21 protein-coding genes and 1 pseudogene are annotated in these 22,829 nt (G+C 42.6%); 1 reads left to right on the top strand and 21 read right to left on the bottom strand.

What is annotated here, in order from left to right; translation table 11 throughout:
- Positions 1-307: 307 nt before the first annotated feature.
- From LWH95_RS05170 to LWH95_RS05155, 4 genes and pseudogenes are all read right to left on the bottom strand, one after another.
- On the bottom strand, positions 308-676 hold the full coding sequence (locus LWH95_RS05170; protein WP_003238415.1) for a hypothetical protein: 369 nt from the start codon (positions 674-676) through the stop codon (positions 308-310).
- 96 nt (positions 677-772) lie between these two features.
- Positions 773-1,153, bottom strand: a complete 381-nt coding sequence (locus LWH95_RS05165) for a hypothetical protein (RefSeq protein ID WP_133487419.1) — start codon at positions 1,151-1,153, stop codon at positions 773-775.
- Positions 1,154-1,171: 18 nt separating this feature from the next.
- Positions 1,172-1,429 (bottom strand): hypothetical protein, encoded by a 258-nt coding sequence (locus LWH95_RS05160; RefSeq protein ID WP_060398657.1) that lies wholly within the window; start codon positions 1,427-1,429, stop codon positions 1,172-1,174.
- 284 nt (positions 1,430-1,713) lie between these two features.
- Positions 1,714-2,117, bottom strand: a pseudogene (locus LWH95_RS05155) (tyrosine-type recombinase/integrase).
- Positions 2,118-2,623: 506 nt separating this feature from the next.
- Between LWH95_RS05155 and LWH95_RS21785 the strand changes: the two are divergent.
- A complete protein-coding gene (locus tag LWH95_RS21785) occupies positions 2,624-2,887 on the top strand; it encodes a tyrosine-type recombinase/integrase (protein ID WP_133488188.1) in 264 nt (87 codons plus the stop codon).
- Between the two features lie 121 nt (positions 2,888-3,008).
- On the opposite strand, the gene mutL is transcribed toward LWH95_RS21785, so the two are convergent.
- From mutL to LWH95_RS05070, 17 genes are all read right to left on the bottom strand, one after another.
- Positions 3,009-4,895 (bottom strand): DNA mismatch repair endonuclease MutL, encoded by a 1,887-nt coding sequence (gene mutL, locus LWH95_RS05150; RefSeq protein WP_060398656.1) that lies wholly within the window; start codon positions 4,893-4,895, stop codon positions 3,009-3,011.
- A gap of 15 nt (positions 4,896-4,910) precedes the next feature.
- The gene (gene mutS / locus LWH95_RS05145; RefSeq protein WP_232919085.1) at positions 4,911-7,493 is read right to left on the bottom strand and encodes a DNA mismatch repair protein MutS; all 2,583 of its coding nucleotides are present in this window, start codon (positions 7,491-7,493) and stop codon (positions 4,911-4,913) included.
- A gap of 132 nt (positions 7,494-7,625) precedes the next feature.
- Entirely contained in the window at positions 7,626-8,171 is a 546-nt protein-coding gene (gene cotE, locus LWH95_RS05140) for an outer spore coat protein CotE (protein WP_003221022.1), read from the bottom strand.
- Positions 8,172-8,433: 262 nt separating this feature from the next.
- Entirely contained in the window at positions 8,434-8,865 is a 432-nt protein-coding gene (gene ricA, locus LWH95_RS05135) for a regulatory iron-sulfur-containing complex subunit RicA (RefSeq protein WP_003238428.1), read from the bottom strand.
- Between the two features lies 1 nt (position 8,866).
- Positions 8,867-10,396 carry a tRNA (N6-isopentenyl adenosine(37)-C2)-methylthiotransferase MiaB gene (miaB, locus tag LWH95_RS05130; RefSeq protein WP_003238430.1) on the bottom strand — a complete coding sequence of 510 codons (1,530 nt, stop codon included), beginning with the start codon at positions 10,394-10,396 and terminating at the stop codon, positions 8,867-8,869.
- A gap of 144 nt (positions 10,397-10,540) precedes the next feature.
- The gene (locus tag LWH95_RS05125; RefSeq protein WP_133487429.1) at positions 10,541-11,719 is read right to left on the bottom strand and encodes a glycine C-acetyltransferase; all 1,179 of its coding nucleotides are present in this window, start codon (positions 11,717-11,719) and stop codon (positions 10,541-10,543) included.
- Positions 11,720-11,732: 13 nt separating this feature from the next.
- On the bottom strand, positions 11,733-12,776 hold the full coding sequence (tdh, locus tag LWH95_RS05120; protein WP_232919084.1) for an L-threonine 3-dehydrogenase: 1,044 nt from the start codon (positions 12,774-12,776) through the stop codon (positions 11,733-11,735).
- Between the two features lie 265 nt (positions 12,777-13,041).
- Complete coding sequence (spoVS, locus tag LWH95_RS05115) at positions 13,042-13,302, bottom strand: stage V sporulation protein SpoVS (RefSeq protein ID WP_003154135.1); 261 nt, start codon at positions 13,300-13,302, stop codon at positions 13,042-13,044.
- A gap of 199 nt (positions 13,303-13,501) precedes the next feature.
- Positions 13,502-14,296, bottom strand: a complete 795-nt coding sequence (ymdB, locus tag LWH95_RS05110) for a 2',3'-cyclic-nucleotide 2'-phosphodiesterase (protein WP_003238436.1) — start codon at positions 14,294-14,296, stop codon at positions 13,502-13,504.
- Between the two features lie 69 nt (positions 14,297-14,365).
- Positions 14,366-15,928 carry a ribonuclease Y gene (gene rny, locus LWH95_RS05105; RefSeq protein ID WP_003221010.1) on the bottom strand — a complete coding sequence of 521 codons (1,563 nt, stop codon included), beginning with the start codon at positions 15,926-15,928 and terminating at the stop codon, positions 14,366-14,368.
- Between the two features lie 275 nt (positions 15,929-16,203).
- Complete coding sequence (locus tag LWH95_RS05100) at positions 16,204-17,379, bottom strand: serine hydrolase domain-containing protein (protein WP_133487433.1); 1,176 nt, start codon at positions 17,377-17,379, stop codon at positions 16,204-16,206.
- Positions 17,380-17,546: 167 nt separating this feature from the next.
- A complete protein-coding gene (recA, locus tag LWH95_RS05095) occupies positions 17,547-18,593 on the bottom strand; it encodes a recombinase RecA (RefSeq protein ID WP_003238440.1) in 1,047 nt (348 codons plus the stop codon).
- A gap of 172 nt (positions 18,594-18,765) precedes the next feature.
- Positions 18,766-20,016 carry a competence/damage-inducible protein A gene (locus tag LWH95_RS05090; RefSeq protein WP_232919083.1) on the bottom strand — a complete coding sequence of 417 codons (1,251 nt, stop codon included), beginning with the start codon at positions 20,014-20,016 and terminating at the stop codon, positions 18,766-18,768.
- Positions 20,017-20,034: 18 nt separating this feature from the next.
- Positions 20,035-20,616, bottom strand: coding sequence for a CDP-diacylglycerol--glycerol-3-phosphate 3-phosphatidyltransferase (gene pgsA, locus LWH95_RS05085; protein ID WP_003238444.1), 582 nt, complete (start codon positions 20,614-20,616; stop codon positions 20,035-20,037).
- A 49-nt stretch (positions 20,617-20,665) separates the two neighbouring features.
- On the bottom strand, positions 20,666-21,580 hold the full coding sequence (gene rodZ / locus LWH95_RS05080; RefSeq protein ID WP_003238446.1) for a cell shape determination protein RodZ: 915 nt from the start codon (positions 21,578-21,580) through the stop codon (positions 20,666-20,668).
- 18 nt (positions 21,581-21,598) lie between these two features.
- The gene (locus LWH95_RS05075) at positions 21,599-22,390 is read right to left on the bottom strand and encodes a DUF3388 domain-containing protein (RefSeq protein ID WP_003220998.1); all 792 of its coding nucleotides are present in this window, start codon (positions 22,388-22,390) and stop codon (positions 21,599-21,601) included.
- A 129-nt stretch (positions 22,391-22,519) separates the two neighbouring features.
- Complete coding sequence (locus tag LWH95_RS05070; RefSeq protein WP_003238448.1) at positions 22,520-22,777, bottom strand: DUF3243 domain-containing protein; 258 nt, start codon at positions 22,775-22,777, stop codon at positions 22,520-22,522.
- Between the last annotated feature and the right edge of the window lie 52 nt (positions 22,778-22,829).

Here is a 22,829-nt window from a genome sequence, read left to right as displayed (position 1 = left end):
AGCTAAAACCCTAACATTAATTACACACCTGTTATCTTTTATGGAACTCAAAAAAATTAAAATAAAACGTTCACCATAGAGTTCTGGATGAGTCATTAAAAACAATGTTAAAAAATCTAAATGCTAAGTACACAGTTTAGCAAGTGATTAATCCCAATAAAAAACGCTCTCCCGATTTTAGGAAAGCGTCTATCGATTTGCTTTATTGCTTATTACTTAAATATTTCTAGGGAAACACTATAAAGTGGTTTTCATGAAGCTTCTATCATAGGCCGTTACTGTCCATTTTAAGAATAACCAACCTTCTCTATTTAGGATAGAACGGAGTTGATCCTTTACTCACTTTATTTCTTTTTTGTTTGGTAATAGGTTTATTCACGTATTTTTCACCTGAATTAATTGTTTTATCAACTGCGTTACTCTTTTCTTGAGCAATTGCACTATCTCGCGTATCCTCGGCTGCATTACTTTCCTTCATAGCTATTGCTGCTCTCTTTACATTGCTAATACTTGTAAGTTCAGGGTTTTGTTCTTGCGTTAAATAAAGATTAATATTTATTTGAAGTGGTGTATCTTCTAATACTTCTTCTATTTTCTTTTTTATTTCTTTATTTAATAAATCTCTATCATTGATTTTAAAATTCCTGTCCACATGTCTTTCTGGTCTATTAAACATGGTGCTTTCACCTCTTTCTAATAAAAAGATACCACCCTACTACTGTTTAAGAATGTAGATAGGGTGGTGCCACTATTCCCCTTAAATAGCACTCAACTAATGTTTAGGAGTCCAGACTTTAGAACTCCCTTTATGCTTACCGTCATCTTTCTTATATTCAGTGTCTTTTTTACGTTTTTTATGCTTAACAGACTGATCAAAATCTGAATTTTCGGGATCACGAGATGCATTACTATGACCTTGAGCAACTGCGCTTTTCATTGGGTTATCTGAAGCTTGACTATAATCTTGGGCAATTGCACTGCCGTCGTTATCCTCGGCTGCGTTACTATTTCTAATAGCAATTGCAGTATCAGCAAAATCTCCAATCGAGATTAGTACCGGATTCTGTTTTTGATATTTTTTTGACTTTTCCTTATCTTTTTCTTTATCTTTTTCCTTATGATCTATATCTTTATATTTATCATCAAAAAACATATAATAACCTCCCTTATATTAATCCTTTTTGGTTTTTACAGATTGATCAAAATTACTGTCTTCAGGGTCCCTAGATGCATTACTGTAATCTTGAGCAACTGCACTATCCATCGGGTTATCTGAAGCACTACTATGACCTTGGGCAACTGCACTGTCATCATTACACTCAGCAGCATTACTGCCATCAATAGAAATTGCAGAGTCATTAAAGTTGATAATACTAATTAAAATAGGTTCCTGCTCTTGATCCGGCCGCTTTTTCTTTCTCTTTTCCACGAATTATTCACTCCTTCATATCAATAATTTTTATTCCATATAAGGTATAATCTTTTAACAATTTTGCTTGGACAAATAGTACAAGTTATGCTATTTCAAACATTTTCCTTAAGACCATTTTTTATATAAGGATTTAAGGATTTAAGGATTTAGCAATTAATCAAATACTATATATTTGCCGATCACTTACCCTCTCTTTTTGAAGATATCTCATAAATGAATTCCATACCTTTTTATTAAGATTTAAAGAAAAGACTCATCCTTGTTGTTTTGGATGAGCCTGGTTATATTTTAAATTTCTTCATAGCGTTGTTCATGGCGCCTTGATTGATTCCGATGTATCGCAGGGTTGTCCGTTGGTCTGAGTGATTAAATATCTCCTGCAGCATAGCAACGTCCTTTGTTTGTAAAAGTGATAGCCGAATGTTTTCCTCAATGTATGCGTGCCAATGTCATCTAACCCCACATAGGCCTTAAATTATTAAGGGCTGAAGTCATATCGATTCTCTTTTTTCTTTTTCTTTTCTTCTCTATGAGATCGTTTAGCGTCTCTTGCTCTCAGTTGCAGAATATCCGATATGCGGAGCCCTGAGTTGATACTGGTCACGAATAGTATGAAATTCTTCATGTTTTGCTCTTTTAAAAACCTCTTGATGTAGAAGATACATTCCGGATCACGTATTCTCAAATCTCCCCAACAACATTGTTGGTCAGTATTATACCTCACTGCTTCATTTCCTTAAGCGACGTACTATAAAGCAAAGTCAATTCTAAATCAACTAGTTTTTCTAATGAAACAGCCAAGAAAACCACCCTTTTATAATTTATAATCATATTAAATCACAAAAAAGTGAAATTATATTTTTTAATCATAAAATCCCCTTATGAATCTAAATATCGGATAAATCTGCTTGCGCAACAGTTGCCTAATCCTTAAATTCTGTCCACCAGATTGGGAACCCCATGAGACCACTCTATACACGCCGGGTTCAGCTAGCAAGCCAATAACTGATTCGGTTCCTGTTTGAAAATGACTGAAACCAGTAATGTCTGATGCTTCCAATTCGGTCCTATTGGCCCCTTACAAACCCTGACCGTAAGTGTTGGCAACATCACTGTATCCACCAAAGAACGGCTGCCCTGACGATTTCATCCCCTAGTCACTTTAGTTAACGAATTAACAAAATATAAAGACTGACAAGAAATAACAAGGAAACGTACGGCGAAAAATATGATGACTCCCCTTTCTTTATTACAACTCCAAAAGGGAAAGATTTTGGGCCTTACGCAATTAATAAAGTAATAGACGCGGTTCTAGAAAAAACTGATTTACACCATATTACTCCACATGGTCTAAGGCATACTCATGCAATCATGCTGTTAGAAAGTGGTGCAGATCTTAAATATGTAAGTGAACGACTTGGTCATACTACAGTCAAGATAACTGCAGATGTTTAAATTCATTTCACTGAAAAAACACAATAAAAAAAGCATTGATCAATTCGAAGAATATCTCAATGCTTGAAAAATGTATGGGCAAAATATGGGCAAAGGGGGTATTCCCCTCCGCCAACCCCCGCTACATCACGCGTTTGAACATCTTTTCCATTTCATATGTCGAATGGTGTATGATGATCGGCCGGCCGTGCGGGCATGTAAATGGGTCTGATGTGCTTCGGAGGTCGTCCAGAAGCGCTTTGATTTCGTCATTTCTGAGGTGGCGGTTCGCTTTGATGGAGCCCTTGCAGCTCATCATAATCGCCGCTTCCTCGCGCAGTTTTTTAATATCAATATGTTTGGAGTCGAGCACCTGCTGAATGATTTCTTCAATCAGCTCAGCTTCTTCCCCCTTTGGAAACCAGGCCGGGTGGCAGCGGACGATGTAGCTGTTTGAGCCGAATGACTCTAAAAAAACACCGACGCTTTCGAGTTCTTGTTTGTGCTGTTCAATAATCAATGCCTCGTTCGTGGAGTAGTGGAACGTCAGCGGCACGATCATATCCTGCACCTCAGGTTCAACCTCTCCCACCTTTTCACGGAAGTATTCGTACTTAATACGCTCTTGGGCGGCGTGCTGGTCGATAATATACAGGCCGTTTTCGTTTTGTGCCAATATATAAGTCCCATGCATTTGGCCGATCGGGTACATAATCGGAACCCGCTCAGACGTTGGCTCAGGCTGTTCTTCTTGATGGTATTCTTGCTCAAATGCTTCAGGCTGTTCTTCTGAAACATCAGGCACCTCAATGCTTTGTTCCTCATCAACGATAGGAGGAGCATTAAATTGGAGAGGAGGCAATTCTTCCTCCGCATCAACCGGCTCTTTCACGACTGAGCTGAGCTTCATTGGGGAATAAGATGGCGCAGGCGCTTTTTCCGGAACTTTTCTTTCCGCAGGCTTTTCATCAAAGGTTATGAACTGTTGCTCATTTTTGATGACAGGTGCCGATTTTTTCGGGAGCTGGGCACTCGGAATCAGCTGCTGCTGTTTAAATACATCTTTAATTCCGTCACGAATTAAGTCATGTAGCTCTGTTTCCTTGCTGAGACGAACCTCAAGCTTCGATGGGTGCACGTTGACATCGACTAAAATCGGGTCCATCGTAATTTCTATAAAGGTAATCGGATGACGCCCAATGGGCAGAAGCGTATGGTATCCTTCATGGACCGCTTTGACGAGCGGGAAATTTTTAATGTAACGGCCATTGATCACAGACGACATATAATTTCTCGACGCCCGTGTAATCTCTGGGAGAGCGATATATCCCTTTACTTCAAAATCCAAAGAGCTCACATGCAGCGGAAGCATTTTTTTGGCGACAGCCGTGCCGTAAATCGCTGCCAGGACATGGCGCACATCTCCGTTTCCGTTCGTTTGAAGCAGGTTTTTCCCATGATGGCGCAGGCGGATCGATACCTCCGGATGCGCCAGCGCAATACGGTTGACTACATCAGTAATATTTCCAAGCTCTGTATGAACGGTTTTCATATATTTCAAGCGGGCCGGTGTGTTAAAAAACAGGTTAGAAACGACGATTTCAGTTCCCTTTCTGCTTGAGGAACGTGATTCAGAAATGACGTTTCCTCCTTGGAGGACGAGCTTCGTCCCTGCGCCCTCACCGGTGCTTGTCGTAATCTCCAGATGGGAGACTGACGCGATACTCGGCAGTGCTTCTCCCCTAAACCCAAGCGTTCTCACCCTGAATAAATCATTTTCATCTTTAATTTTACTCGTTGCGTGGCGGCGGAAAGCACGCTTGCAATCTTCATTTTCCATTCCTTCGCCGTTATCCAATACTCGAATGGATGCAAGACCTGCTTCCTCAATATCGATTTCAATGACTGTGCTGTCAGCGTCGATCGCATTTTCCACCAATTCTTTGACGACTGAGGCGGGCCGTTCCACAACCTCGCCCGCCGCTATTTTATTTGAAAGCTCATCTGACAGCTGGATGACTTTTGCCACATTCATCACCCCGTTTTAATGTAATTTCTTTTGCAGCTTGTACATTTCATTCATCGCTTCAAGCGGTGTCATATCTAATATATTAAGTGATTTGAAGGCATCAAGCACTTGCTTTTCTTTTTTTGAAAGCTTCGGCGCTTCAGCAGGCTTTTCCGCTTCATCAAAAAAGGACAGCTGTGCCGGCTCTTCTTTCACCTCGGGCTTCTGCTTCTGCACTGGCACTTCCGGTTTGTTCCCTGAATGCTCAAGCTCTTTTAAAATATCTTGAGCGCGCGAAATGAGATCTTCCGGCAGCTCGGCAAGCTGGGCTACATGGATACCGTAGCTTTTGTCGGCTGCCCCTTCTTTTATTTGATGAAGAAAGACAACCGTTCCATTATATTCCTCTGCACGCACATGAACGTTTTTCAGCTGATGCAACTTGTCCTCAAGAACGGTCAGCTCGTGATAGTGTGTGCTGAACAGCGTCTTGGCGCCGATATGATCGTGAACGTATTCGATAATCGCTTGTGCCAGCGCCATGCCGTCATAAGTGGACGTTCCCCGGCCGATTTCGTCAAACAGAATAAGGCTGTTTTTCGTCGCATTGACAATTGCATTTTTGGCTTCAAGCATTTCCACCATAAATGTACTTTGTCCGGAAATCAAATCATCTGCAGCGCCGATTCGAGTGAAGATTTGATCAAAAATCGGAAGCACCGCTTTCTTCGCGGGTACAAAGCAGCCGATTTGCGCCATGATGGAAATGAGCGCGATTTGTCTCATATACGTACTTTTCCCTGACATGTTTGGACCGGTAATGAGAAGCATTTGTCTGTTATCGCCCATCATACAATTGTTCGGGACATATTCCTGGCTATCCATGACTTTTTCAACAACTGGGTGTCTGCCTTCAATCACTTCGACTTCATCTTCAGAGAACTCCGGTTTCGTATAGTGACGATTTTCACTGATTGTCGCAAAGCACTGAAGTGCATCAAGCTCGCTCATCTGTTTGGCAAGCTGCTGCAGACGCGGAATATACCGCTTCACTTTCTCACGCAGTTCGGTGAACAGCTCGTATTCCAGTTCGCAGATGTTATTTTCCGCTTCTAAAATGAGCGCTTCTTTTTCTTTTAATTCAGGTGTGATGTAGCGCTCTGCATTCGTTAACGTCTGCTTCCTCTCATAGCGCCCTTCCTCAAGCAAGTGCAAATTCGCTTTTGTCACTTCAATATAATAACCGAAAACTTTATTGAAGCCGACCTTTAAAGAGCGAATGCCTGTGTATTCGCGCTCCTGCTGTTCCAGGCGGGCAATCCAGTCCTTTCCGTTTCTGCTTGCATCACGGTATTCATCGAGCTTTTGATTGTATCCGTCTTTAATCAGGTTCCCTTCTTTTAACGATAAAGGAGGGTTAGCGTACAGCGCTTCTTCCAGCAATTCAAGCACATCCCCGCAAGGATCAATCCGTTCCGCACGTTCCTTAGCTTTGTCATGAGCCAGTGAAGCAACCAGCTGTTTGATACCAGGCACTTGCTTTAACGATTCCTTCAGCTGAATTAAATCCCGTGCATTGACATTTCCGAATGCAACACGGCCTGCAAGGCGTTCTAAGTCATATACTTCTTTTAAACGTTCACGCAGATCTTCCCGTTCAAAGAAATGGGATATCAATGTTTCCACCATTTCTTGGCGCTCTTCGATTTGATTGACTCTGATGAGCGGCCGGTCAATCCACTGTTTAAGCAGCCTACCTCCCATGGCAGTTTTTGTTTCATCCAGCAGCCACAAAAGAGAACCTTTTTTATTTTTCGAACGGATCGTTTCAGTGAGCTCCAGATTTCGCTTTGAGTACAAGTCAATTTTCATCGCTTCCTCAAGCTCATACACCTGCACGGGCTGAAGATGATCAAGACTGCGTTTTTGGGTTCTTTTCAAGTACGTATATAAGCGCAAAAATGTTTTTGTTACATCTTCATTATTTAAGTGCTCAATGATCGTTACGTGTTCGTCTGTTTCTCCGTCTTCAATTGAGATCGTTGCATCGCACCGCTCTTTCAGCTGTACGACCTTATTGGGATCCATGCTTCCTGAAACGACGATTTCCCGTGCACCGACTGAATAAATTTCTGATATGACGTCTTCAAGCCGTTCAATCAAGACAGCCAAATTTTCTCCCGTTGTTAAATCAGACAGCGCCAGCCCGTATCCGTTCGAGCAGACGGAAACAGATGCGATAAAGTTATTTTCTGATTCATGGATGCCTTTACCGTCCATTACTGTTCCTGGCGTAATAAGCTGAACCACTTCCCGTTTCACAACGCCCTTTGCGGCTTTCGGATCTTCCGTCTGTTCACAGATCGCCACTTTGTACCCTTTTTTAATAAGCTGCTCAATATACGCAGAAGCAGAATGATACGGCACACCGCACATCGGTATTTTTTCAGCCGCACCTCCATCTCTGCTCGTTAATGTAATTTCCAGCTCTTGTGACGCTTTTTTGGCGTCCTCAAAAAACATTTCGTAAAAATCACCAAGGCGAAAAAATAAAAAGGCATCCTGGTGCTCTGCCTTTATTTTTAAATATTGCTGTATCATAGGCGTATAACCGGCCATTGTTTAATCCCTCACTATGTATCAACGTTTCTATTTTCCAGCCTTCATTATAACATAAACAAAAAGTGATAAAAGAATGATATATCAATATAAAAAAGAGACTTGGGGGTACTGCCTCCCCTAGTCCCTTTTTTATTCTTCAGGATCTCCCACTAAAAATTCAGGATTGATGTCTTCCAGCTCTTCATCAAGCTCATCTTCCCAATCTTCTTCGTCCTCTTCTTCCCAGTCAGGATTAACCTCAACAACAACTTTTGTTTCTCCCACCACTTCCGCCAAAAACTCCCTTTCTGCCTGCACAACAATTTTATTTCCATTCGGTGAAATGGTCACTTCAAGACAGTTAGGCTGCTGAAGGACTTTTGCAATCACTTCATGCTCGTCATCTAAGTAATTGTTGTCTCTGTATCTGAGTTTAATGACATCTACGTATTTCACCCGTTCTGTGACAACCTCTGTTTTTGTGTTGTCCGCGTAAGAGTACCATACGTTTATATCATAATACCCTTCAATTTCTACTGTTTTCCCGATTTTTTCAGCGTCATACTTGTGGTTAATGATCCAACCACCCAAAATGCTGCTCGGTTTTTTCTCAGGGGAGATGGTATTGGTGCATTGGGTGAATTTTCTGCCTTTCGCTACTACCGCCTTCGTAATAATTTCCCTGTATTCAGACATTCCGGCATGCCTCCTTGTTCTTCTTCGTGTTATCTTATGCTGGGCATTTGTCTAGTGTGCATTTTTATAATTAAAATATAAAAATACAAAGTTTCTGTTCCATTGTATGCAGGCGCGCCTAGAAACTTTACTTATAAGTGCGATAAAGTTTCTTCGCGGGTGAGAACCCCAAAAAACACTTTGAAGATTTGGCACATAGATTTTTTAGTTCATTTTTAGCCGCATAAGTCTAAAAAAACACGGGCCTGTAAAGGCACCGTGTTTAGAAAGAACAGCTGTTATTTGAATGCTTCACCTTTGAACCGGTTTCCCCTTTCAGAAGGTTTCCTCCGGTTGACGTGATGATTTCATTTGTGACTTGGTTGGAAATGGTGTGTGCAACGAGCTGCAGAAGGTCATTTACCTCCATCTGCGAGTCTCTGAATTCCTGGATGACAGGAATCTCTTCAAGCTCTTCTTGCAGCGCGTCAATTTTTGCTTCTACTTGTTTGAGCGCTTCATGCTTTTCGTAATGCTTCAAATTGACAGCTTGCTTTTGCAGGGCTTTAATCTGATTAATGATTGCAGACACTTTGTCATTCTCATTGATTTGCGCTTCAGCCCGTTTGAAAAAATCAACCTCTTCTGTTTCAGAGATCATTTTTGCAAGGTTTCGTGCCTGCTGCACAATGTCTTTTTTTGAGTAGAGCGTCATCTTATTTCACCTCGATTGCTTCTCCTACCATTTCTCCGTCAAGCGACCATGTTTTCGCTTGCTGGATTTTCACGCGGACGATTTTGCCGATTGCTTCCTTCGGCCCTTTGAAATTGACAAGCTTGCTTTTTTCAGTGTAGCCGGCAAGAATATCAGGGTTATTTTTGCTTTCACCCTCAACTAATACTTCGACAACCTGGCCTTCGTATTCCTTCATTTTTTTAGCAGAAATTTCATTCACCAGTGCGTTCAAACGCTGCAGACGTTCTTTTTTCACGCGCATCGGAACATTATCTTTCATTTTGGCAGCCGGAGTGCCCTCACGCGGAGAGTAAATGAACGTATAGGCGCTGTCAAACTCCACTTCACGGTAAAGAGAAAGCGTTTCTTCAAACTGTTCGTCCGTTTCGTTCGGGAATCCGACGATAATGTCCGTTGTCAAAGATGCATTCGGCATTGCTTCCTTAATTTTTCGAACGAGCTCCATATAACGCTCTCTGTCATATTTGCGGGCCATCAGTTTCAGAACCTCTGAACTTCCTGATTGAACCGGAAGATGAATGTGATCAAGCAGGTTGCCGCCTTTTGCCAGCACTTCAATAAGGCGGTCGTCAAAGTCACGCGGATGACTCGTTGTAAAACGTATTCTCGGGATATCGATTTTTCTCAGTTCATCCATCAAATCACCGAGACCGTACGTCATATCTTCAAAGTCTTTTCCGTACGCGTTTACGTTTTGGCCTAATAGTGTAATTTCTTTGTAGCCTTCGCTTGCGAGCCTTCTCACTTCCTGAATGATCTCTTCAGGGCGGCGGCTTCTTTCTTTTCCGCGTGTGTAAGGCACAATGCAATACGTACAGAATTTGTCACAGCCGTACATGATATTGACCCAGCCCTTAATTTTTCCGTTCCGGACTTTCGGAAGGTTTTCAATAACGTCCCCTTCCTTGGACCAAACTTCTATGACCATTTCTTTTGAAAGGTATGCTTCTGACAAAAGCTCTGGCAGGCGATGGATGTTATGCGTTCCGAAAATCATATCGACAAACGGATGTTTTTTCAAAATCCGGTTCACGACTGATTCCTCTTGGGACATACAGCCGCACACGCCTAAAATCAGATCGGGATTGTTTTTTTTCAGCGCTTTTAAATGCCCCAGCTCACCAAACACCTTGTTCTCGGCATTTTCGCGGATTGCGCATGTATTTAACAAAATGACATTGGCATCGTCAACAGAGTTTGTCGCTTCGTAACCGAGCGCCATAAAAATCCCTGCCATAACCTCTGTATCGTGTTCATTCATTTGGCAGCCGTACGTACGGATATAGAACTTCCTTCCGTCTCCCAGCCCTTTAAATTGTTCAGAAATTTTAAAGTCATTATGATAAGTAACGGCTTCCTTGCCTCGTTTTTTCGCATCTTTTAAGGAAGGCGGAATGTAAACAGCTTCAAAGTACTTGCTGTAATCCTTCTCGGATTTTTTGTCCGATGGATTAACTTGTCCGCTCTCTAATTTTTGTTTTTCATTCATGTCATGATTTCTCCTTTCAAACCAAACTTCCACCCTCCAGTATAAAGGTTATTGAAGCTCTGCACAACTGGCAACCTATCATTGTACACTCATTGAGAATAATAATCAATAAGGAATAAAAAGAGGAAGAGTATACTCTTCCTCTTACAATAGCTGGAGTTCTTCAGCCGTCTTTTTGATGACGTCAAGCGCCTCATTCAGTTCTTCTTTGGTATGCTCAGCGGTGATAATCGTGCGAATTCTGGCTTTCCCCTTTGCAACAGTCGGAAATACAATGCTTTGGGCAAAAACGCCGCGCGAAAGGAGCTGATCAGAAAATTGCTTTGCCACACCTTCATCACCTATTAAAATCGGAAGAATCGGCGTTTCACTCTGTGTGAGAGTCAAACCCATTTTCATAAGCATTGATTTAAAATAGGCCGTATTTTCCCATAAGCGGTCCATATGCTCCGGCTCCTCCAGCAATACATCAATCGCTTCCATACAAGCTGCGGTGACAGCCGGCGGATGGGACGTGCTGAATAAAAACGGACGGCCTTTATGGCGCAAATAATCGATCAGCACCTTTGAACCGGCAGCGTAGCCGCCGAGCACTCCGATTGCCTTGCTTAGCGTTCCAACCTGAATATGGACTCTGCCGTCAAGACCGAAGTGGTTCACCGTTCCCCTCCCGTTTTCGCCAAGCACTCCGGATGCATGGGCGTCATCCACCATCACAAATGCGTCATATTTCTCAGCGAGCGCTACAATATCAGGCAAAGGGGCTATGTTGCCATCCATGGAAAATACGCCGTCTGTCACAATCAGACGCATCCGATAATTCATTGACTTTCTCAGCACCCTCTCTAAATCACTCATATCAACATGCTGATACACTTTTTTATCCGCCTTTGTCAGCCTGATTCCGTCGATGATAGAGGCATGGTTTAATTCATCTGAGATGACAATATCTTCTTTTGAAAGAATACTTGAAAGTACGCCTTGGTTGGTTGTAAAGCCTGATTGGAATACAAGTGCCGCCTCCGTTTTTTTAAAGGCTGCCAGCTTTTGCTCAAGCTCTTGATGCATTGTAAGTGTACCGGCAATCGTTCTCACTGATCCGGTGCCGGCTCCAAATTGCTGAACAGCCTCCTGCGCGGCTTTGATGAGTCTTGGGTGTGAAGTAAATCCGAGGTAGTTATTAGAAGAAAGCTGAATGACGTTTTTGTGATTTACTGTGACAGAAGGTCCCTGCATTGATTCAAGCTGTTTTATCTCTTGCCATGTATGGTTTTCTTTCATTCTATCAAGCTCTGCTTTTAAAAACTCAAATTCCTTCGTCATGTTTATCCCCCTATTATGGAATTAAAATCACTTTTCCGCACTGGCCGCTTCTCATCAGTTCGAATCCTTTCTCAAACTCCTCTAACGGAAACTGATGGGTAATGACAGGTGAAAGATCTAGCACGTTTGATCTGAGCAATTGAGACACCTGCCGCCATGTCGAAAACATTTTTCTTCCTGTGATTCCTTGGATCGTAAGTCCTTTAAATACCACTTTATTCGTCAAATCAATTGTCACTGGATGTTCCGGCAAGCTGAGAATATGAAATCTTCCGCCATTCGCAGCCATCGCAAGACCTTGGGCAATCGCTGAAGGATGGCCCGACATTTCACAAACGAGATCCGCTCCTTCCCCATCCGTTAAAGCGCTTACAATTTTGAGCGGATCTTCTTTTTCAATAGAAACAGTACGTGCAGCTCCCATTTGTTTGGCAAGCTCCAGCCTGTATTCATTTTTATCAATCGCAATCACCTGAGAAGCACCTGCTGCTTTTGCAACCGCAACAGCCATAAGACCAATCGGTCCGCATCCAATGACTGCAGTCGTCCCTCCTGCCGGCTGGCTCTCGAGTACTGTATGAACCGCATTTCCTAAAGGCTCTTGAATGGAAGCAACCGCTGGGTCCATATCGGCGGGATTCTTCCAAACGTTATCAGCGGGGACTTTTACATACTCCGCAAAACAGCCTGCTGTGTCCACCCCGATAATAGCAGTATTGGTACAAACATGAGATTTTCCGGTTACGCAAGGGACACATTCACCGCAGACAATATGCGTTTCAGCAGACACATACTCCCCCACTTTTACACTGCCGACATTCTCTCCTACAGCTTCAACAATGCCGCTGAACTCATGGCCGAAAACATAAGGTGTTTTGATTCTCTGACGTGCCCATTGATCCCAATTATAAATATGCACATCCGTGCCGCATATGGAAGCAGCTTTTACTTTTATGAGGACTTCATGTTTATCGATCTCAGGAATGGGAACTTCAGTCAGCACAGCACCAAACGCCCCGTCCTTTTTCATTAGAGCTTTCATCTTTCCACTCTGCATGTACAATCCTCCTTGAAAAATTCTTGTTACATTCGGATTGTACCATGATATGGAATAAGCGTAAATAGCACTGTCTTTCTGAGAAAGACAAAAGTATCCGTCTTGAAAAATGGGCGAAATTTTTTTCTGAAACGTTCTAGTTCATTTCTGACTTTTGTATTCCCGTCATTTATATGCCGAAAATACTATCGGAAGAAAATATCACAATAAATGAAAAACAACCTGTTTGCATGAGGCAAACAGGTTGAGAATGCTTTATTTGTTTTTAGCGAGGCTCCACGATTAATTTAATCGCCGTTCTTTCTTCACCATCGATTTGAATATCAGTAAAAGCCGGAATACAAATCAAATCTACGCCGCTAGGCGCCACAAATCCCCTGGCAATCGCCACAGCTTTTACAGCTTGGTTTAATGCACCCGCTCCAATTGCTTGAATCTCGGCGGCCCCTCGCTCTCTTAACACACCTGCAAGCGCACCTGCCACTGAATTTGGACTCGATTTTGCTGAAACTTTTAAGATTTCCATTTCTGCTCCCCCTTAGTTTTACAATGGATAAGTGAGTGTTCATTAGAACAATCATTATTAGATGTTGCTATCCAAAAAGCCATCCCCACAATGCTTTTCAAAAATAGCGGGCTACCTTCCATTTTTACTATATTCACTAAGGAGTTGCTATATTCCTGCTTTTCTTTTTAATATTTTTATAAAATAACCATATGTTCAATTATTCAAAGAACATGTGATCATCATTGATTAAAATACGTTCGATTTTAACGGCTTTTTTCGTTTGATCGTCGATGTCGATGACAACACCGCTCAGTGTTGTTTTTCCTTCAGCGACAGTAAAACGCACTGGAAGGTTTGTTTTGAAGCGCTTGATAATCGTCTCTCTGTCCATCCCCAGTATACCGTCATATGGGCCAGTCATTCCTACATCAGTAATATATGCTGTACCCTTCGGCAAAATGCGGTTATCCGCTGTTTGCACGTGTGTATGAGTTCCAACAACAGCTGATGCCCGTCCATCCGTGTACCAGCCAAGTGCGAGCTTCTCACTTGTCGCTTCAGCATGGAAGTCGATAAAAATGTACGGTGTTCTTTTTGCAGCTTCAGCAATCAATTCATCGACTTTTAAAAACGGATCATCAAGCGGCGGTAAAAACGTGCGTCCCTGTAAATTAATGACGGCAAGCTCTTTGCCGTTTGCTTTCACATAGGTTATGCCTTTTCCCGGTGTTCCCTCTGGAAAGTTTGCGGGACGAACCAAATTCGGAACGTCATCTATAAAATCGAAAATTTCTTTTTTATCCCATGTGTGGTTCCCCATCGTGATTGCATCTGCACCGGCTTGTATTAAGCTGTGATAAATTTTTTCTGTCAGGCCTTTTCCATGTGCAGCATTTTCACCATTAATAATGGTAAAGTGAGGCTTATATTTTGTTTTTAGCTTTGGTACATATTCTTTGACCATGTCACGGCCCGGTGAACCGACAACATCTCCGATAAATAAAATTCTCATTTTGTAAATCCTTTCTTCTTGAAAATTCCTTGGCCGTCAAAAAAATAAAGTGATGCTTAGCGCATCACTTTATTTTGCATACTCTACGGCTCGAGTTTCTCTGATTACCGTCACTTTAATATGACCTGGATAATCGAGCTCGTCCTCAATTCGCTTACGGATATCTCGCGCCAGTCGATGAGCTTCAAGATCATTAATTGAATCCGGCTTCACCATAATACGCACTTCGCGTCCAGCCTGAATCGCAAATGATTTTTCTACACCTTCGTAGGACTCAGAAATTTCTTCGAGCTTTTCAAGTCTTCGAATATAATTCTCGAGCGTCTCACTTCTTGCGCCAGGTCTTGCAGCGGAAAGTGCATCTGCTGCAGCTACCAGCACAGCGATAATGGAAGTCGGCTCTTCATCCCCGTGGTGTGATGCAATACTATTAATCACGACTGGGTGCTCTTTATATTTGGTCGCAAGCTCTACCCCGATTTCAACGTGGCTTCCTTCTACTTCATGGTCAATTGCTTTTCCGATGTCGTGAAGAAGGCCCGCACGTTTAGCAAGCTTTGCGTCTTCTCCGAGCTCCGATGCCATTAGACCGGCCAAGAATGCGACTTCCATGGAATGCTTGAGCACATTTTGACCGTAGCTTGTACGGAACTTTAAGCGGCCGAGGATCTTGATAAGATCTGGGTGGAGGCCGTGAACGCCAACCTCAAATGTCGTTTGCTCACCCATCTCACGAATATAGTCATCGACCTCGCGGCGAGATTTTTCAACCATTTCTTCAATCCGTGCCGGATGAATACGGCCATCCTGAACGAGTTTATCAAGAGCAATCCTTGCTGTCTCACGTCTGATCGGATCAAATCCGGAAAGAATGACAGCTTCAGGTGTATCATCAATAATCAGGTCAATACCTGTCAGCGTTTCAAGCGTACGAATGTTACGCCCTTCCCGTCCGATGATACGTCCTTTCATCTCATCATTTGGAAGATTGACAACTGATACCGTTGTTTCGGCAACGTGGTCCGCTGCGCAGCGCTGTAAGGCGAGTGAAAGAATGTTTTTCGCTTTCTTATCCGCCTCTTCTTTCGCACGGTTTTCAGTTTCTTTTGTCATGATGGCGATGTCATGTGAAAGCTCGTTTTCAACCCGCTCAAGAATGATTTGTTTTGCTTCATCACGAGTCAGACTCGAAATTCGTTCCAACTCTGACTGCTGCATACGAATCATCTCATCCACTTTGCTTTCCATCTCTTCAATATGTTGTTGTCGTTCATTCAGAGAATGATCTTTCTTCTCCAACATCGCTTCCCGTTTATCAATTCCCTCATGTTTGCGATCAAGGTTTTCCTCCTTTTGGAGTAAACGGTTTTCTTGTTTTTGAAGCTCATTTCGTCTTTCACGAACTTCCTGTTCAGCATCTATTCGAAGTTTGTGGATTTCATCCTTTGCTTCAAGCAGAGCTTCTTTTTTCAGTGCTTCAGCATCACGCTTTGCATCTTCAAGAATTTGCTCGGCTGCACCGCGTGCGCCCGCAATTTTCGCTTCGGCAATGGTTTTACGAACAAAGTAGCCAACAACTAAACCGAGTAGAATCAGCAAAATGGAGATGAGAACCATCATAATTGGGGTCATACTTTCACCTCCTCTTGCTATGAACTTGGTTGTTGCTTAAATAAGTGTCGGCATGTACATTGTCTAGTTTTCTCAACATACAGAACCTTCACAGGGAATGAGTATTTTCATCGCCCTTGTCAAGTTTAAATGGTTTAACAATCATGTTAAAAAAACAAATGTTACAACTTCATTGTAAATGTGTCGGAAATACTTGTCAAGCTTGCCATCTTAACGATTGCGACCAGATGCCTTTTAGCGTGCCGAATGCAATCCTTCCAAAAGAAGATCATGAATTATTCTTGATTCAGAAGCTGGTATATTTTATTGTTCACTTGGCCCAGTTTAGCGTTATTTTGAATGTTTGAGAACAAAACTACAATCGTTTGCCCAGATTTGCTAAAGCTGTTCAAGATGTTGAAACCAGGCATGACACCATGGTTTGAATAGCTTCCGGGAGCAACATAAAATCCCATACCGTATGTAGAACTGCTCCCTGGCGTCAGCATCTTTTCATAGCTTTTTTGCGAGTACAGTTTGCCGTCTATCAGCGCTTGGTCAAATTTGTACATATCTATAGCACTCATATATATATCACCGGCTCCATACAACTGGGATAAATCGGGCATATACGGCGTAAACGCTCTGCCGCCCTTCAGCTTATACCCGACAGCAGGATAAGGTTCTTTATCATATGTTTTATAAAAGCCTGCATGTGTCATTCCCGCCGGTTTAAAAATATGATTCGTTATGTATTGTTCATAGGACTCGCCGCTCACTTCAGCAACAATATAAGCGAGAACAGAATAGTTGGAATCCTTATAGTCCCATACGCCCGGCTGGCGTTTGATTCCCTGACGTTCTATGTCTTTTACTAAATCTTCCGGAGTGATTGCGCCGTTTCCTTCAATATGTCCGTTTATTCCCGATGTATGTGTAAGCAGATTCTTCAAAGTAATCGTTTGTCCGTTAGGGAAATGAGGTAAATACGTGCTTACCGGATCACTTGTCTGAAGTTTCCCCTTTTCCTCAAGCTGCAAAATTGCGGTTGCAATCAGCGCTTTTTGTGACGAACCGATATAAAAAGATGTCAACGGATTATTTTGAATGTGATGTTTACGGTCTGCATAACCAAAACCTTTACTTGTTACGATTTCTCCATTTCTGACAATCATGGCTGTTCCGCTGAAACCGATCTCATTTAAATAATTGCTTATTTTTTGATTACGATCGACTGTTTTGATTTGTTCCTCTGTTTTTTTGGCGGTTTTCTTTTTGACTTCTTTTTTCTGACTGGTATCTGAAACTGCTGCAGTTTCTTGAGATGGCTCGTTTTCTTCACTATTTCGATGAAGCGCATTCCAAATCGTAAAGCAAATCATCACTGCTAAAAGACCAAGCAAAAGTTTGCCTCTTTTATTTAGTTTTCTCCGTCTGCGTTTTGCAGTTCTCCTGCGGGTTGGGCTTGTCATTCATTTTTTCCTCCCAAAATAAATTCCATTTTGCACACGTTTTGTTAGACGAATAAAGCACTGAAAAAGTTGTCAAAAAAAGCAATATTTTTATCATTTTTTTGCAAAATACAAAAAGGCTGAGTTTTTCACTCAGCCTTTTGTATCATTTCAAACTTATTATATTTTTATTCTTCAAATTCGAGTTCTTCTTGTGCCTCTTCAGCTTGCTGCTGCACTACGCCGTGATTATCCAAGCCGTAATGTTCACGAATTTGCTCCTGGATCATCAGCATGATATCTTTATTTTCTTTCAGGAATTGTTTTGCATTTTCACGACCTTGGCCAAGACGCTCTTCTTCATAAGAGTACCATGAACCGCTTTTTTGCACGATATCAAGTTCAGTTCCAAGATCAATGATTTCGCCCTCTTTTGAGATGCCTTCTCCGTACATAATGTCAACCTCGGCTGTACGGAACGGCGGAGCCACCTTGTTTTTTACGACTTTGATTTTCGTTTTGTTCCCCATTACGTCGTTGCCTTGTTTCAGCTGTTCAGCACGGCGCACTTCGAGACGCACGGAAGAGTAGAATTTCAGCGCACGGCCGCCAGGAGTTGTTTCCGGGTTTCCGAACATAACGCCGACTTTTTCACGAATTTGGTTAATGAAAATCGCAATTGTCTTCGATTTGTTAATGGCTCCTGAAAGCTTACGAAGCGCTTGAGACATTAAGCGTGCTTGTAAACCGACATGTGAATCTCCCATGTCGCCTTCAATTTCCGCTTTCGGAACGAGAGCTGCCACAGAGTCGACTACGACAATGTCAACTGCACCGCTTCGAACCAGCGCTTCCGCAATTTCAAGCGCCTGCTCGCCTGTGTCAGGCTGAGACAGTAAGAGCTCTTCGATGTTGACTCCGAGCTTCTGCGCGTATACCGGATCTAACGCATGCTCCGCATCGATAAACGCGGCTTGTCCGCCTTGCTGCTGAACCTCAGCAATCGCATGGAGCGCAACAGTTGTTTTACCTGAGCTTTCAGGACCGTATACTTCAATAATCCGTCCGCGCGGATATCCGCCAATTCCCAGTGCCGTATCAAGAGCGAGGGAGCCGCTTGGGACAGTAGAAATTCTTGTATCTGTCTTTTCTCCCAGTTTCATAATGGAACCTTTACCGAACTGTTTTTCTATTTGTTTAAGAGCCATATCTAAGGCTGCCTGACGATCACTCATTCTATTTTTTCCTCCTTTATGTTACCACTACATATACTATACCCTGTTTGAAGGGATTTGCCAAGAAAAAAGCGAACGCATATTCGGATTTTTTCCTGGCGTGATTTCTATCAAAATATCATAATGCATTAGAGAAATCATGTTTTCTTAGGAGGATAATGTGCTGAAAATATTATTTTTGCTCTAAAAGCTTCAAGATTAAATGGCAGCCGTATTTAGCGCCTCGTTTTCTGATTCCCGTTCTGGAGCCCGCAAAGTGAAACTCGTGAACCTCTTCTTTTCCATTTGCTGAAATGCCGATAAACACATGTCCAGGCTCATGCCCTTCTTGAGTATCAGGTCCTGCTACACCGGTAAAGCTGATGCCGATGTCGCTGCCAGTGAGTTTTTGAACACCCTTTGCCAGCTCTGATGCGCACTCCTTGCTGACCGCGCCAAAACGATCTAATGTTTCCTTCTTGACGCCAAGCACATTCTGCTTCACGTCGTTTGTATAGCAAACGACGCCGCCGGCAAATAATTTTGAAGCACCGCTAAGATCCGTCAGCCATTCAGAAAACAGCCCGCCGGTAAAGCTTTCCGCCGCGGAAATCGTAATGCCTTTTTCCTTACATGTTTTAGAAAGCTCTTTTACAAGGGAAGTATCATCGTAGCCATAGAAAAATTCACCGACTCGTTCTAAGATAACAGCCTCTGTTTCTTTTAACAGACGCTCTGTTTCCTTTTCGTCAGCATGTTTGGCTGTCAGTCGCAGCGTCACCTCACCGTCAGCCGCCAAAGGAGCGATTGTCGGGTTCGTTTGTGCATCAATAATGTCTTCCAAATCGGCTTCAAGCTGAGATTCGCCGATACCGAAAAAGCGAAGAACAGTTGAAACAATTTTTTCATTTGAGCCCATCTTTTTCAGCAGAAGAGGCTTTGCTTCATTTTCAAACATTGGACGCAACTCGCTTGGCGGCCCAGGAAGAAGCATATAAAAGCGCGATTCATGCTCTGTGAGCATTCCCGGCGCCATTCCAAAGTGATTCGCCAGTACGTCAGATCCTTCGATCACAAGCGCCTGTTTGCGATTATTAGGTGACATCGTGCGTTTTGTTCGTTTGAAATAGTCCTCAATGGATTGGAACGCTTCATCATTTAATACGAGCGGACGTCCCAGCGCTTTTGCAATCGTTTCTTTCGTCAGATCATCTTTTGTCGGTCCGAGACCACCTGAAAAAATAATGAAGTCAGAGCGTTCTTCAGCAATGCGGATGACTTGCTTCAGCCGCTCCGGATTATCTCCGACTGCTGTATGATAAAATACGTTAACTCCGATCTCAGCGAGCTGTTTGCTGATAAATTGAGCATTTGTATTGGCGATCTGGCCAAGCAACAGCTCTGAACCGACTGCAATAATTTCTGCTTTTTTTGGAAATTCCATGACGTAAGTCCTTCTTTCTTAGTTAGATGTTTTTAGCGCTTCCCAGTTTTTAGAGAAATATTCCCAGCCTGATACGACAGTAAAGAAGACAGCTACCCACAACGCTAAGTCAGCAAACGGGAATGACACAAGTTCAAATGGAAGATTATGAAGAAGCAATGCGGAAACCGCAATGATTTGTGCCCAGGTTTTAATTTTACCAAGCATATTAGCAGCTACTACTTCTCCTGTTCCGGCTAAGACAAGCCTTAAACCTGTCACGGCAAACTCCCGGCTGATAATCACAATGACCATCCAAGCTGGAGCAAGATCAAATTGAACAAGGATAATTAACGCTGCGGATACAAGCAGTTTATCCGCAAGCGGATCAAGAAATTTCCCGAAGTTTGTCACGAGATTCAGTTTTCGGGCATAATACCCGTCCACCCAGTCTGTTGTGGATGCAATAATAAATAAAATAGCGCCCGCCAAGTGTGCGACCGGGATCGATTCGTCTCCAAATTCGAGCCTGCCCCAGTCAAACGGCGCCAGCATGATAATCATGAAGATTGGGATTAATGCGATTCTAGCTAGTGTGATTTTATTTGGTAAGTTAAACATAAAGCCCCTCCAGTTTCATACTCGGACGTGAAGAAAAGTCATCTGGTAATTAAGATGACTTTTCTTCCTTTTTATTTACAATCTTAATGGTTTGTGCCATCACATCATTCGGATCAAGTTCATATGAAAGAACCTTACCGTTGATTTTTATTTTCAGATTAGGTGCATATCCTGTGCGGATTTCAACTTGTTTCTGATCAGTTATGTCTTTTTTATAGGTTTCGTCTTTTTTCAGCGTTCCCTCTTTTAACGAGCTGCTGTTTTCATCGCGCACTCGAACCCAAGAGCTGTCTGATGCCTTCAGTTCAAGCTCGATTTTATCAGCGCCGGACACTTCATAAGTCGTTAACGAGCCTTCAGTGCCAGCCGCTTTAATCTCCAGTTTATCACTGTCACTTTCTTCTTTTTTATCTTCATTTTCTTTTGTTTCTTTTTTAGTGTCTGCCTCTTTTTCAGAGCTGTTATTTTGATTCTCTTTTAGTGTTGAATCTTTAGGGATTTCATACTTGCTTTCACTTTGCGTAATTGATTTTTCAGATGCCGCATTGTTATCATCGCTGTTTTTATGATTCGCAAATTGAATGATCGCGTACACAATCGCAATTACGACAATCACGCCGAGAATCACAAGTATTGTTGGCAGCAGCTCCAGCGCCTTAGATGCTGGCTTTGGCATTTCCTTTTGAAGATTCATGCCGGAGATCTTTTCAGACACATCGTCATGATACGTGTTCGGGATATCTTTTTTATGCTCCTCAAACAGCTGATCCGCATCTAGCCCGACGGCTTCTGCATATTGCTTGATGAATGCCCGAACATAAAACTTCCCCGGAATAATGTCATAGTTTCCTTCCTCCAAGGCAGTTAAATACCTTTTTTGAATCTTTGTTGCCGCTTGGAGATCATCCAATGACATTGCTTTTTCCTCTCTGGCTTCTTTGAGCCGGATTCCTAGTTCAGTCACAACAAACACCTTCCAATTTTAAAAATCAAAGCTTGAAAACCCGGATTGATCAAACATTTGGGGTTCCTCGGCATGTTCATATGTAATAACCTCATCAGGGTCATTTCTCAGTTCAATAATATAATCAAAGTCATCTAGTGTATACTCTGTATTTTGAACGAATATGTCTGGATGCTCCACCACTTTTGTTGCAGGCAGCCTCATAATTTCTCTGACCAGCTGGAGATGGCGTTCTGACCCTCTTCGTGTTGACACAATTCCGTCAACGATAAAGACATTCTCAGTGCTGTATTCGTCGGCAATCAGCTGGCTTCTTATCGTCTGCTTCAGCAAGGTTGATGACACAAAAAGCCACCTTTTGCTTGCACACACGCTGGAGGCCACAATTGATTCTGTTTTCCCGACACGTGGCATACCACGAATTCCGATTAATTTATGGCCTTCTTTTTTGAACAGTTCGGCCATAAAATCGACTAATAATCCTAGCTCGTCCCGTTCAAAGCGGAACGTTTTCTTGTCATCGGCATCCCTTTGAATGTAACGGCCGTGGCGTACAGCAAGACGGTCGCGAAGCCTCGGTTCTCTCAGCTTCGTTACTTTAATTGTTTCCATCGTTTTTAAGATTGATTCTAATCGTTTAATTTGATCTATATGGCGGCACCTGAGGAGCATTCCCCTTCTGGAAAGATCGACGCCGTTTATCGTTACGATGTTAATAGAAAGCATCCCAAGAAGAGATGAAATATCCCCGAGCAGTCCGGGGCGGTTCACTTGAATTTCATATTCAAAATACCATTCGAGCTTTGCCAAATGATATACCCCCTTCATTGTGGCAAAATTTTACCTTCCTTTATCATAAAGCATTTTTCTCTAATTAGAAAGAAGAATGTTGCTGTGATGAGGAAAACATAAAAAAGAGAGGAAAAATCCCCTCTCTTCCTAGTGAGTGCTGTTATTTTCAACAAGCTTAACCATCATATTGGCAATGGCGTGCTGTTCATCTTTTGATGCTACGCTCCAAAGATCTGCCAGCACTTTTTCCTGCTCGTTCTTAGATTCCACTTCATTAGCCAAGTAGCTGCCGATTTCTGTCGCAAGATCTGTAATAGTATCCTGGCTCATACCTTGATCTTGCGCATAGTTCAGACGGTCGCCAAGGAAGTTTTTCCAGCTATCCCAGTTTTCTAATACTGACATGCTTGTTTCCTCCATTTCATGTGAAGTTACAAGATTATTGTGTCCTTCGCAA

Origin of the sequence: Bacillus sp. G16 (assembly GCF_021282335.1) — a bacterium.
Taxonomy (GTDB): Bacteria; Bacillota; Bacilli; order Bacillales; family Bacillaceae; genus Bacillus; species Bacillus inaquosorum.
Note: the sequence above shows the minus strand (reverse complement) of the source record. Positions and strands in the feature narration are given on the sequence as shown.

Excerpts from the sequence above, each read along its gene's own strand:
- ricA (WP_003238428.1), bottom strand. The coding sequence starts at position 8,865 with ATGACGCTCTACTCAAAAAAAGACATTGTGCAGCAGGCACGAAACCTT.
- LWH95_RS05125 (WP_133487429.1), bottom strand. The coding sequence starts at position 11,719 with ATGACGAAGGAATTTGAGTTTTTAAAAGCAGAGCTTGATAGAATGAAA.
- recA (WP_003238440.1), bottom strand. The coding sequence starts at position 18,593 with ATGAGTGATCGTCAGGCAGCCTTAGATATGGCTCTTAAACAAATAGAA.
- spoVS (WP_003154135.1), bottom strand. The coding sequence starts at position 13,302 with ATGGAAATCTTAAAAGTTTCAGCAAAATCGAGTCCAAATTCAGTGGCA.
- tdh (WP_232919084.1), bottom strand. The coding sequence starts at position 12,776 with ATGCAGAGTGGAAAGATGAAAGCTCTAATGAAAAAGGACGGGGCGTTT.
- ymdB (WP_003238436.1), bottom strand. The coding sequence starts at position 14,296 with ATGAGAATTTTATTTATCGGAGATGTTGTCGGTTCACCGGGCCGTGAC.
- LWH95_RS05090 (WP_232919083.1), bottom strand. The coding sequence starts at position 20,016 with ATGGAATTTCCAAAAAAAGCAGAAATTATTGCAGTCGGTTCAGAGCTG.
- mutS (WP_232919085.1), bottom strand. The coding sequence starts at position 7,493 with ATGGCCGGTTATACGCCTATGATACAGCAATATTTAAAAATAAAGGCA.
- pgsA (WP_003238444.1), bottom strand. The coding sequence starts at position 20,616 with ATGTTTAACTTACCAAATAAAATCACACTAGCTAGAATCGCATTAATC.
- LWH95_RS05170 (WP_003238415.1), bottom strand. The coding sequence starts at position 676 with ATGTTTAATAGACCAGAAAGACATGTGGACAGGAATTTTAAAATCAAT.
- rny (WP_003221010.1), bottom strand. The coding sequence starts at position 15,928 with ATGACCCCAATTATGATGGTTCTCATCTCCATTTTGCTGATTCTACTC.
- miaB (WP_003238430.1), bottom strand. The coding sequence starts at position 10,396 with ATGAATGAAAAACAAAAATTAGAGAGCGGACAAGTTAATCCATCGGAC.
- LWH95_RS05100 (WP_133487433.1), bottom strand. The coding sequence starts at position 17,379 with ATGACAAGCCCAACCCGCAGGAGAACTGCAAAACGCAGACGGAGAAAA.
- LWH95_RS05165 (WP_133487419.1), bottom strand. The coding sequence starts at position 1,153 with ATGTTTTTTGATGATAAATATAAAGATATAGATCATAAGGAAAAAGAT.
- cotE (WP_003221022.1), bottom strand. The coding sequence starts at position 8,171 with ATGTCTGAATACAGGGAAATTATTACGAAGGCGGTAGTAGCGAAAGGC.
- LWH95_RS05070 (WP_003238448.1), bottom strand. The coding sequence starts at position 22,777 with ATGTCAGTATTAGAAAACTGGGATAGCTGGAAAAACTTCCTTGGCGAC.